The sequence below is a fragment of the Secundilactobacillus collinoides DSM 20515 = JCM 1123 genome (assembly GCF_001435975.1).
Classification (GTDB): Bacteria; Bacillota; Bacilli; order Lactobacillales; family Lactobacillaceae; genus Secundilactobacillus; species Secundilactobacillus collinoides.
The window spans coordinates 175,552-187,198 of record NZ_AYYR01000054.1; the positions used below are offsets into that span (position 1 = coordinate 175,552).

At 47.4% G+C, this 11,647-nt stretch carries 12 protein-coding genes; 8 read left to right on the forward strand and 4 right to left on the reverse strand.

Going from position 1 to position 11,647, the window contains the following annotated elements; all coding sequences use genetic code 11:
* Nucleotides 1-108: 108 nt before the first annotated feature.
* On the reverse strand, nt 109-2,022 hold the full coding sequence (locus tag FC82_RS10190; RefSeq protein ID WP_056996921.1) for a heavy metal translocating P-type ATPase: 1,914 nt from the start codon (nt 2,020-2,022) through the stop codon (nt 109-111).
* A gap of 170 nt (nt 2,023-2,192) precedes the next feature.
* Between FC82_RS10190 and FC82_RS10195 the strand changes: the two genes are divergently transcribed.
* Nucleotides 2,193-3,389 carry a hypothetical protein gene (locus tag FC82_RS10195; protein WP_056996922.1) on the forward strand — a complete coding sequence of 399 codons (1,197 nt, stop codon included), beginning with the start codon at nt 2,193-2,195 and terminating at the stop codon, nt 3,387-3,389.
* 41 nt (nt 3,390-3,430) lie between these two features.
* The gene (locus tag FC82_RS10200) at nt 3,431-4,135 is read left to right on the forward strand and encodes a B3/B4 domain-containing protein (protein WP_054762384.1); all 705 of its coding nucleotides are present in this window, start codon (nt 3,431-3,433) and stop codon (nt 4,133-4,135) included.
* A gap of 365 nt (nt 4,136-4,500) precedes the next feature.
* On the opposite strand, the gene FC82_RS10205 is transcribed toward FC82_RS10200, so the two are convergent.
* The gene (locus tag FC82_RS10205; protein WP_082620303.1) at nt 4,501-4,917 is read right to left on the reverse strand and encodes an HXXEE domain-containing protein; all 417 of its coding nucleotides are present in this window, start codon (nt 4,915-4,917) and stop codon (nt 4,501-4,503) included.
* A gap of 42 nt (nt 4,918-4,959) precedes the next feature.
* A complete protein-coding gene (locus tag FC82_RS10210; RefSeq protein ID WP_054762387.1) occupies nt 4,960-5,145 on the reverse strand; it encodes a hypothetical protein in 186 nt (61 codons plus the stop codon).
* 125 nt (nt 5,146-5,270) lie between these two features.
* Between FC82_RS10210 and FC82_RS10215 the strand changes: the two genes are divergently transcribed.
* Both FC82_RS10215 and FC82_RS10220 read left to right on the forward strand, forming a co-directional pair.
* Nucleotides 5,271-5,828, forward strand: a complete 558-nt coding sequence (locus FC82_RS10215) for a TetR/AcrR family transcriptional regulator (protein WP_056996924.1) — start codon at nt 5,271-5,273, stop codon at nt 5,826-5,828.
* Between the two features lie 124 nt (nt 5,829-5,952).
* Complete coding sequence (locus FC82_RS10220) at nt 5,953-7,551, forward strand: peptide ABC transporter substrate-binding protein (protein ID WP_056996935.1); 1,599 nt, start codon at nt 5,953-5,955, stop codon at nt 7,549-7,551.
* A 153-nt stretch (nt 7,552-7,704) separates the two neighbouring features.
* Here the strand turns inward: FC82_RS10220 and FC82_RS10225 are convergent, their stop codons facing one another.
* Nucleotides 7,705-8,334 (reverse strand): carbonic anhydrase family protein, encoded by a 630-nt coding sequence (locus tag FC82_RS10225; RefSeq protein WP_054762390.1) that lies wholly within the window; start codon nt 8,332-8,334, stop codon nt 7,705-7,707.
* A gap of 173 nt (nt 8,335-8,507) precedes the next feature.
* Here FC82_RS10225 and FC82_RS10230 point away from each other — a divergent pair, with 173 nt between their 5' ends.
* The 4 genes from FC82_RS10230 (at nt 8,508) to FC82_RS10245 (ending at nt 11,464) form a co-directional block, all read left to right on the forward strand.
* Nucleotides 8,508-9,425: a DMT family transporter gene (locus FC82_RS10230; protein ID WP_056996925.1), complete on the forward strand. Its 918-nt coding sequence runs from the start codon at nt 8,508-8,510 to the stop codon at nt 9,423-9,425.
* Between the two features lie 203 nt (nt 9,426-9,628).
* Entirely contained in the window at nt 9,629-10,150 is a 522-nt protein-coding gene (locus tag FC82_RS10235) for a biotin transporter BioY (RefSeq protein WP_054762396.1), read from the forward strand.
* A gap of 15 nt (nt 10,151-10,165) precedes the next feature.
* On the forward strand, nt 10,166-11,158 hold the full coding sequence (locus FC82_RS10240) for a biotin--[acetyl-CoA-carboxylase] ligase (RefSeq protein ID WP_056996926.1): 993 nt from the start codon (nt 10,166-10,168) through the stop codon (nt 11,156-11,158).
* A 3-nt stretch (nt 11,159-11,161) separates the two neighbouring features.
* Nucleotides 11,162-11,464: a CHY zinc finger protein gene (locus tag FC82_RS10245; RefSeq protein ID WP_054762392.1), complete on the forward strand. Its 303-nt coding sequence runs from the start codon at nt 11,162-11,164 to the stop codon at nt 11,462-11,464.
* Nucleotides 11,465-11,647 lie beyond the last annotated feature (183 nt).

The window sequence follows — 11,647 nt, forward strand, 5'->3', positions numbered from 1 at the left end:
CGATTCGTTTCGTATCTAGTTGGTATTGGGCAATTACGGGTTGTCGGTAGCAGAAGTGAGGTTCCTGCTGGTCAATGAGGTGGGTATCAGCAGAAGATTCGCCGGTTATCAGGGATGATTTTCGACCGGTGTCGCTGATTGTTTCGGCTGAGTCATCGGCAGTTTACCGAAACGAATCAGTCGCATGGCGTTCAAGATGACTATGAGAATACTTGTCTCGTGGACGAACATCCCACTGGCCATGTAGATGACCCCAAGAATCAGACCAACCAGCAGGAAGATGACGACCCCGATAGCGAGCGCAATGTTTTCTTTCGTGACGCGGACGGTCTTTTTAGCTAGGGCGAAAGCGTGAACTAGGGCTTGAAAACTGGATTGCATGAGGACAACGTCGGAAGTTTCTATCGCGACATCGGTGCCGCTGCCCATGGCAATTCCGATGTCAGCAGTGGCAATGGCGGGGCTGTCGTTGATACCATCGCCGACAAAGGCAACGCGGCGACCAGCGGCCTGGGCAGCCTTGATGACGGCAACTTTTTGTTCGGGCAGCAGTTCTGCACGCACTTCGTCGATACCGATTTGGGCGGCCACTGAGTTGGCGGTTGCCTGATTATCGCCAGTCAGCATGACGAGATGTTTTGCACCATGACCGTGCAAGGCTTGAAGGGCAGTCTTCACCTCTGGCCGGACCACGTCTGCCACGCCGACAATGAGGGCGAGTTGATCGTCGACAGTTTCGATGATGACTGAATTGCCATCGTTTTGAATCTCAGCCAAATCAAATTTCTGGGCGGGTGTGAGAGCGATATGGTTGGCGGTCAGTAAAGCCTGGTTACCTACGAGCACGTGGTGACCAGAAATGTCTGCCACGAGACCCTGACCCTTGATAGTATTGTTGTCCGTGACGGTAAGATTTTGATAGGCCAACCCCTTATCAGCAACATAGGCGATGACAGCTTTGCCAAGCGGATGGTCGGACAGTTTTTCGGCTCCCGCAAGTAATGACAGGGCCATGTTACTGTTGCTTGTGTAGGTCTTGACCTGTGTTACGGCGGTGTTGCCCATGGTTAACGTCCCAGTTTTATCAAACATGAACGTGTCGATTTTTGAAAAATCGTCCATTACGGCGCCACCTTTGAGTAAGATACCGCGCTTGGCGCCGTTGCCGATGCCGGCAACGTTGGCAACGGGTGCACCAATCACAAGCGCCCCCGGACAGCCTAGAACCAACACCGTGATGGCAGTTGAAAAGTTTTGGGTTGTGAGATACACGATCAGCGCAATAATCAAAACCGCTGGGGTGTAATACTGCGCGAAGCGGTCAATAAAGGATTCAGTCTTGGATTTGGCATCCTGGGCGTCCTCTACCAGTTCAATGATTTTGCCGAAAGTGGTGTCGTCGCCAACCTTGGCAGCTTCAATTGTTAGCGTACCGTTGTGCACCTGGGATCCAGTAAAAACGGTGTCGCCCGTTTGTTTTGTGACTGGGACTGATTCACCGGTAATCACTGCTTCGTTGAGGTAACCCGCACCGTTAATAATTGTGCCATCAACGGGCACCGTGGCACCGGTTTTAACCAAAACGTGATCTCCTTTCTCAACATCGTCGAGATCAACCGTTTCAGTCGTGCCGTCTGAGTGCAGCAGTTCTGCGGTTGCCGGTGTCAGCTCAGTCAAAGTCTTAATGGCATCGCGGGTCTTCGCAAGTGTCCGCTGTTCGAGGTAGCTGCCAAAGAGGAATAAGAAGGTCACGATGGCCGATTCGTTGTATTCACCAATGAGAAAGGCACCGATGACAGCAATCGAGACCAGCAATTCAATGCTGATGACCCCGACCCTCAATGCTTGATAGGCGCGGCGCATGATGGGGATGGCGGCCAAAATTGAGGCGGCTATCATGGCGGCCGTGTAGCCTTGCTGGTAATGGAGCCCAAACTGGCTGAGGTAAGCCGCGGCAATCAGTATGGCACTTAGAGCAGTGTATTGATTTTGATGGTGCTGCATATAGGCTTGAAATTTCATGTTGTTTCGCGTCCTTTCTTTTTACATGTCCTGTTTGATTGGCTATATCGTACGATGATTTGCCGGAAAAGAAATTGACGGCGGTCAAGTTGGACATAAAAGTTGCGAAATTTCTGCGTTTACTAGAAAATAGGGGATGTAGATTAAGAAAGAGGAATGGAAAACAACACATGTCAGAACAAAAAATGCGGCTTAAACTGCCGCAAAAAGTAACTAAGCAGCTAGCGCTAAAAGATGGCGACCAGGTGAAAATAACGCTGCGTAACCACGATGCATTGATCCAGAGTTCCGCGAGTGAAATTTCGTTATATCAGCGTATCTCATTGGCCTGGTACGTGTTGCCGGCAGTGGTCTGTGCACTCGTCTTTAACGCTTTTTTCGCAGTTCGTGAGGACAATCAAATTCCGTTGAGTGGGAATACGTCACTGGCGACAGCGACGATTCTGCTGGGGGTGATCGTTGGAACGATACTATTTGGTATCTTCTTTATTCGTGAACGCCGTAATCAGACCAACACGTTTTCCAAGAATATTTACTGGCGGAATTTTCCAGTCATTATTTTGTCGTTTGCACTTATTTTGGGGTTAGGGTTATTAGGCTTTTTCTGGCTATTTAGAACGATGTTTGATGGTTTATCGTTTGACCGGCTGACGGCAACGATCATTTTCTTTATTTTTGAAACGATTATTAACTACGTGATGATTCTCGTCGCCTTTTCGTTAGCACCCAACATGCTGATTCGACTATTTACACTGGCAATCATCAGCGGCGTCCTGATCGCGATGGCTTCTAATACGTCACGGCGGTGGTGGCAATATAATCTGAGCTTTTTGGGCACAAAACTAGCTAGTAACAGTTGGCAATTCAATATCACACTCATGTTTTCGGCTTTGATCATGGTGGCGCTTGTTGATTACATCTTTGTGTCACTGCACGCTAGTTATCCGCATTCTTGGCGGCTAAATGTGTTGCGCGGGGTTCTGACGCTCATGGCAGTCGACCTCGGTTCAGTCGGCTTTTTCCCAAACAACGCGGCCTCACATTACATGCATGATAAGGTTTCGGGTTTTCTGGTGTACTTCATTATTATTCTGATTGTTGGCATTCGATGGCTGTTGCCGGGTATTACCAAGGAGTTTTTGACGTTGTCGTACACGATTGGTGCGATCCTAGTCGCTGCCGACATTTTGTTTCAAGGCGTTGGCTACTTATCGTTGACCGCTTTTGAAATTATTGGGTTTGTGCTGTCATTCGGCTGGGTCGTCATGCTGTTGCAGCTGCTGCAACAGTTGATCGACCGCGGGACCCGTGTTTTTTACGTTAAGGCCAAGGTAAAACCTTCTGAAAACAAGCAAGATTTGTTATAATAGTGGTAAATACAACAAAAAGTTGGAAGGACGTGTCTGTTATGAGTCAGTTCGTTGTTGAAAAACCATTTTGGGATATTTTTCCGGAGGTTCGAATCGCGTTGATTCGCGTGACGGGATTAGATAATCACGATCATGGTCAACTGCCGGACACTGTGGTAGAAGAAGCTAACGCGCACGTGGCCGACTTGATTCCAGACGACCCCATCAGTGCCAACCCGTTGATTCACGAGTGGCGCGAAGCTTTTCGGAAGTTTAAGACCAAGAAAGGCGCCCGTTGCGCGGTGGAAAATTTGTTAAAACGGTCGAAGAATGGGAATCCCGTTCGGTCGATCGACCCCATGGTAGATTTATACAACGCCTGTTCACTACGCACTGGGTTTCCGGTTGCCAGTTTGGATACTGAATCGATTCAGGGTGACATTCGGTTAACGGTGGCCAAGGGCGGCGAACCGTTCCAAGCCATCAGTGAAGATGAACCAGAACCGGCATTGGATGGTGAAGTGATCTACGCGGATGATGCCGGCGTGGTCAGTCGCTGTTGGTGCTGGCGGGATGCCGAACGGGTCGAGACTCGCGATGACACCACGGCTGCCACGATGTACATTGAATGTTTGAAGCCAGAATGGCAGGCTGACCACGAAGCAGCTGTCAACCAGTTGACGAGTGAAATCGAGCAGTACTTGGGTGCGAAGACGGAGACCGTTTATGTTGATGCGGCTCATAGTGCTGTGGATTATGATTAAAGAATGAAAAAAGTGGTTGCTGCTTTCTGAAACTCTTTGCGCTCAGTTGTCTAGGAAGTCTTTCTAATTTATCACAGCAAATGGGAGTGGCCGAAAGACGGGTTTGCCTGGGTGCTTTTTGCTGATCTAGGCTGGAATAAACTTGTCATTTTATGGTTGTCTAGTGATGATTGAGATTTTTAACTTGTTATCCTTCCTAAGGTTCCCCGTAATTACGAAATCATTAATGGAAGAACGTATTTCGTGAAGAAAAGAGCAGTAATACGGTGATTTTTGACTAGTCATTCTAAACTAAAAAATGGACCCAGACCAGAAAATTATTTTTTCTGATGTGGGTCTATTTTTTGATACTGAAGACAACAGTTCTATTTCAAAAATTTAGTGAAGTATTTCGCTGAAGCATAGCCGTATGACGTGTTGTGATTTCGAAATAACCGTTCTGGTAAGAGAATTTCAATCAGGCCCATGAGTATCAGCATAATAATTGTTTTTACCCAGTCGTAGCCTGTAACACCACTGGCGATAACGTTTTGAATCATCATAATAGCGATGACGCCAAAGCCAAGGTAGGCAGAAGCAAAGCCGGGATTGTAGATTGTTTTTTTACCGCGATCTTTAAACCGGCGATACATTGTAACGCCAAAGAAGGTGTGCATGCCAACTTCCAGCAAACAAAAACCGCAGAGTGCCATCACGATCCAAGTGTTTTGAGCGAAAAAGAGACAACCGAGATAGACGATTTCAGCGATGCAGACGGTCAACATATCCGTTATTCTGTTCATTGGGTAGCGGTTGGGGTCATTCGAGCCAAAGGTTAGATTGTATTAATAATGAAATCCACCAGGCAGTTGCCATTCTTCGCAGGCATGAATCGGTAAAATGATGGCTACTGTCCAAATAAGCCTGAATCTTGTCGACCAATTTGAGCCGGCTGCTACTAAAATCATTAACAAGACGATGCCGACAACATACAAAATGTTTAACCAGCTTTTATCCCACTTTTCTAACATGTAAAACACCTCCAATTTTTAATCTTGAGGTTAGTATAAATGAAACTATTGTGTGATACAATAGTTCCATAAAATACTGAACTAATTTAGCGGAAGAGTTCCATATTTTGAGGGGAGAGTGTGATATGTATCACATCAAATCAGATAAACGGTCACAACGGTCAGCCCGATTAATTACTGCGGGATTGGATCGGTGCCTGGCTGAAAGTAAATTTGAAGACATTACAATCTCCACGTTGGTGGCTGAGGCTACCGTGGGCCGGGCGACCTTTTATCGGTTGTTTGATTCTGCGACGGATGTTCTGGTGTATGAGTGTGATCAATTGTTTGAAACGATGACGGTCGATCATCACGAATTTTCCAGTATTAATACTTGGTTGCAAACAAATATTGACACATTCATTGCCAATGCCGTTTTATTAGAAACATTAATTCGAACACATCAGACACAAGCTATTTATGCGGCCCAACTCCGAACGCTTCAGAAAATGCCATTCTTGACTGATCGTTTAGGATTACCAACAGACCAAATCGATTTTTTGAATGCAAGTCTGGCTGCGTTGTTGATCAGTACGCTGTCAATGTGGTTTGAACATCACAAAAAGGAGTCACCTGAAAGATTGTTTGAGATGATCAAGGTGACGATACAAAGTTTGTCAGTTGGCTTAGCAGATTTGTCTTGAGTGTTGTTTTAGTTGCCATTCTCAAAGAATTATCTAAGCGATTAAACCCTAATTTTGGTAAGATAAACTCAGGTAACTTCAAGTAAGAGGGGGAATCATCGTGAAAGGGTTTAAGAAAGTGTTCATGGGGACCGGTGTGCTGTTAGCCGCAGTATTGCTGGCCGCTTGTGGAAATAGTAAGCAGTCCACGTCCAAAAAGTCGATTTCGCTAATGCAAACGTCAGATTTGACGAGTTTGGATAATACAAACCAGGCGACCATGCCGGAATTCAACACGCTCACCAATATTTCAGAGGGGCTGTACCGTCTGAATAGTAAGAACGAACCGGTAGCTGCCATGGCAACGAAAATCGTCAAACCAACGGCAAATGGCACTAAGTACGTCTTCCATATTCGCAAGGATGCCAAGTGGAGTAACGGCGATCCGGTTACCGCTGCGGACTTCGAATATTCTTGGAAACGGTCGCTGAACCCAAAGAATAATCCGGTGTACACATACATCTTCAGCGGCATCAAGAACGCCGATGCGATTATTGCAGGTAAAAAATCGTACAAAACGCTTGGTATTAAGGCAACTGGAAAGCGTACACTGACGATCACATTGGATCACCCAATGACCTACTTTAACAAGCTGGTTGCTATGCCGGTCTTTATGCCTCAGGATAAGACCTTTGTGCAAAAGATTGGCGTCAAAAACTATGGCACATCTTCAAAGAACACCGTTTCAAACGGGGCCTTTAAGATTACTGGTTGGACTGGAACCAACGACACTTATACGTTGAAGAAGAACAGTCATTACTGGGACAAGAAGGCAATCAAACTTGATGAAATCAAGTATCAAACTGTGAAGGACGCCAACACGGCCCACAATTTGTTTACATCGGGCAAGCTGGATGACGCCACTATTTCAGGTGTCACCGCCAAGAACTTGCAGAAAAACAAGGATTTGAAGTCCGTTTCAAAAGCCTGGACCTATTACCTGCAAGTTAACCAGCGTAACGGTCAGCCACTTGCTAACAAGAAACTGCGTCAAGCCATCTCGCTCGTCATCAACCGAAAATCGCTGACCAGCAAAGTTCTTGCTGACGGCTCAACTCCTGCCAGCAGCTTTGTCAGTCCTGGAACTTCCACTGATCCGACGACCGGTAAAGATTTCAGCAAGGAAACGAGTACATCCACGGCTCAAAACGTTACGAAAGCCAAGCAATTATGGGCAGAAGGCCGTAAGGAAGCAAACGTTACCGGTACGCTGAAGTTGTCGATCATTGGCGATGACCAGGATGTGACCAAGAATGTGGCGCAATTTATTCAGAGCCAGATTCAAGAAAATCTGCCAAATGTCAAGGTTCAGATCAGCAACTTGCCTGATAAGGGTTTCCAGGACAAGAAGACTAACGGCAACTTCTCATTGAGTCAGTGGTACTGGTTGGCTGACTTTGCTGATCCGATCAACTACTTAGGTATTCTGACGTCTGGCAACACGATGAATCCGGGTCACTACAGTGATAAGACCTATGATAAATTGGTTGCTGAAGCTAAAAAAGCAGGTAACCAAACTACGTACTGGCGTTATCTAAGAGCTGCTGAGAAACGGCTGCAGTCGCAGATGGGCATTATTCCGTTGTACTACGTGAAAGAATCCCACTTGGTTAACCCGAAGTTGACAGGTGTTGAATACCACGTTGCCGGGTTTGCGGACTATACGCGTGCTTATTTGAAATAGAGGGTTTATGATAATTTGGTTATTAAAAGCCGCCAACGGGATTTGAGCCGTTGGCGGCTTTTTGTTGTGGACTGGGTTACGATGCTGAGATCGGTTGGCCTTGGTTATTGAGCTGAAACACGTTCTGCAAGGCAGGACGTCTGGAACCACACGCTACTCTTGGTACCATTCAATAGTGCGGCCATTCAAATCTTGAGCGTCCCTATCGTTACGTGGAAAATGTTTTTTAAACCATGCCAGTTGTGCCACACTAGCTGTGACCAGCGGATTTGTAATGACGACCCATTCAACACCCTCACTCAAAGGCGGGGTGGTTAAGGAGCCCAGATAGTGGAAACCGTAACTTTTTTCACTGACCCAGTGCTTGATGATAAATGTTACCGGCGTCTCCTGATCCGGGTGAAAGTTATCGATGATCTCCTGCAACGTTTCGTCAGCAGGACCGAGTTTGACCATCAGCGACACAACGCAAAGTTGGCCGATGCTCGTGTGGTACACCAGATGGATCTCTAACGGCGCGGTGGCACCATCAATGAGGTGCTCTGACGTCCAGTGAAAATGCAGCTGAGCGAAGTGAAAGGGGCGGTTGAAAATGCTGGCGTGCCCCGTTCCCGTGACCTGAATCGTGGTGCCATCATCGCGGTCAAGTTTTAAGTGATGCTTATTATTCATGGTAAACGGTAAGTATTGATTAATGACAACGGTGTTGGCCGTGTCAATGTTGATGGGTGACTGGTGGTCGTTGACCGTGGTCCAGTCAGCCTGTTGGTGATAATCGGTCATATAATCATCCTCTCTGAAAACGGTGTCTTGGTCTAATTCTAGTACAGAATGATTCTAAATACCGCAAAATTTGAGGTTTATTTTCAATTCGTTATTAAATAAGACTTTACAAACCATCATAAATTCAATAGCATAATTCTCATAGTGTTTTAATTGAGAGGGGAAGACCAGCGATGACGACTAAAACTAAAGGGCTCATCTGTGCCATTGTTGGCACAACATTCTGGGGAATGTCCGGTTGCGCGGCACAATTTCTATTTTCCGACTTGGCCGTGAAACCGGCGTGGTTAGTAAGCGTGCGGTTACTGATTTCTGGTGTCTTGCTCCTGGTGTGGAGTACGGTGACCACCCCCAAACAAGTCATGCCGGTATGGCACAAAAAACGTGACGCGGCGCTGCTCGTGGGGTTTGCCCTGTTCGGCATGGTACCGTCACAATTCTCCTATTTCATGGCAGTGAAGTACGGGAATGCACCAACGGCCACGATTCTGCAATTTTTAGGACCATTATTCATTATCATTTATTTAGCCATCGCAAACTGGCAGCTGCCGCGGCGAATCGATGCAATTTCAATGGCGGTTGCCTTGTTTGGGACGTACTTGCTGGTAACGAAGGGCCAGTTCACGAGTCTCCAATTGGCTCCGCCAGCTATTTTTTGGGGTGTGATGGCGGGCGTCGGCCAGGCGCTGTACACGCTGATCCCGATTCGGTTGTTGAAAACCTACGATGCAAAAGTGGTGACGGGCTGGGCCATGCTGATCGGCAGTATCGCGTTCTTGCCGCACTTGCTGACAACGCCGATGCCGAAATTGCCGCTGATTGGTTGGGCTGGCGTGCTATTTGTGGCAACGGTTGGGACGATGTTTGCCTACCTGTTGTACCTGCAAAGCCTCCAGTATTTAAAACCGTCAACAACGGGAATGCTGAGTTCATTTGAGCCGTTTACGGCCACGATTTTATCAGTCGTTTTGTTGCACACGGCCTTTGGATTGCCAGAAGCGCTGGGCGGTATTATGATTCTCGCAACCGCATTTTTACAGGCGTTTGCGGTGAACGGCATGCCAAAATGGTTCAGGGTCCACGCAAAATAAAAGTTAAACGCTAATTGCCGGGAATGCCGACAATTAGCGTTTTTTGTTAAATGCGACAATAGTAACCCTCTTGTTGAATCTTGGGTTACTAAGGATTATAATCAGTTTGTGACAGTATTTTAAAAATGATTATCAAACATGAATGGAGATCTATCTTGATCAATAAACAAGGCGCGACCCGGTTATCAGTACGTGAGGTAACCATGGTTGCCACGATGATTGCGATTATTATTGTCCTGGGAATGTTTCCAGGGATTCCGTTAGGCTTTATCCCTGTACCAATCGTTTTACAGAACATGGGGGTCATGATTGCGGGCGAATTATTGGGGCCGAAACAGGGCAGTCTGGCGGTTTGGCTCTTTTTAATTCTGGTTGCTCTTGGCCTGCCCCTTCTGTCAGGCGGGCGTGGCGGAATTGCCACCATGATCGGACCAACCGGCGGGTACATTGTCGCCTGGGTGCTGGTACCGCTGCTAATCGGAATCAGTTTGAAAGGCGTTAGCCGCCATCGCCAGCCGAACTGGGTGATTGAATATCTAATCGTCTGGTTGTTTGGCGTGCTGTTCGTCGATGGGCTTGGTGCGGTGTGGGTCAGTGCGCAATCCCACATGACGATGGTCGAAAGCCTGACGTCCAGCCTGACCTTTATTCCAGGGGACACGATCAAAGCCGTTATTTCAGTGATCCTGGTGCGCCGTTTGCGACGCGCCCTGTCCTATTTTTAAAAAAGGAGTTTTATCATGGCGCAATCAACCGCGCAAAAAGTATTGTTACAGCTGTTATCACACTCAGAGTCGTGGGTCTCCGGTGACATCCTTGCCAGCCAGTTACAAATCAGTCGCGAGTCCGTTTGGAAAGCCATTAATGCTTTGCGTAAACAGGGTAATGAAATTGAAAGTCGAAAAAACGTCGGCTACCGCTTTATCAAAAATATGTCGCTGAATCCTGATATTATTAATTTTGATACAAACAACCACTTCACCGGCCACCTTCACGTTGCGGACGAAGTGACTTCGACGCAGAGTGTGGCCAAGGCGTTTCTCAGTCATCACCAGGTGATTGCGCCCACGGTCTTCATTGCAAACAGACAAACGGCGGGCTATGGTCGGCGGGGACGGGCATTTTATTCCCCTGCTGAAACGGGGCTGTACTTTAGTATGATCCTGCCTAACCCGACGAACGTGTGGCCTAAGGCGGGTCTGATGACAACGACATTCGCCGTTTTGATTGCGGATGTCCTCAGACAGTTCTTCCCCGACGAAGCGTTTCAGTATAAGTGGGTCAACGATATTTACCTGCATCATAAGAAGGTTGTTGGTATCCTGACCGAAGCGGTTTTGGACCTAGAATCAAGTTCAACGGCAGCCTTTGTTGTGGGCGTTGGCATGAACATTGCGACCACGGCCTTTCCAAGCGATATCAGCGCTAAAGTAACGAGCATGACTAGCCATCCCATTGATCGAAATTTACTGCTTAGCCGGCTGATTGAAACGATTTCCGCACACTATTTGGATTACGATGATCCACAATACCTCGAAAAGTATCGACAACACGCCGTTGTATTGGGTCGGGAGGTTCAGCTGCAGCTGGGTGACGAAACGGTGGTTGGTGTCGCACAACAAATCGAGGCTGATGGCGCGCTGACCATTAAAACGGGTAACGGCAAACTGAGAACCTTTAGCAGCGGAGAGGTGACGAAGGTCAACTACGCTGGACAGCAGGAAGAGGGCTAGCACATGACGATTCCAATTATTGGCATCAAAACGGATAAGTGCGGCCGGTGCGTACACTACCACCAGGATAATGACATTGCCGGTCTGAAATGTGCCGCGTGCCAGGAATATTTTGCCTGCTATCAGTGCCACGATGCGCTGCGTGACCATCCCTTTGCTGCCTGTGACAAGACTGATGCCCCGGTGATCTGTGGCGAATGTCACACCACGATGTCATTTGACGACTATCAAAACGGGTACTGCCCAACTTGTCACGCGCAGTTCAACCCGAAATGTGAGGTTCATTGGCCGTTATATTTCAAATGATCTGAAAAGAACCCTGAGTTTCTAACGCGACCCTGTGATTATATGATGGGCAGATTGAAGGCGTGGTCCTTTGCCGCAGCCTTGCGGTGTACCTCAATGCTAGCGGTAAAATTCAGTCCAACAAAAAAGGCTGTAAAATTTCTGGTATTGGTGATCACGCCAATGCCAGTTTTTTATTGTCTT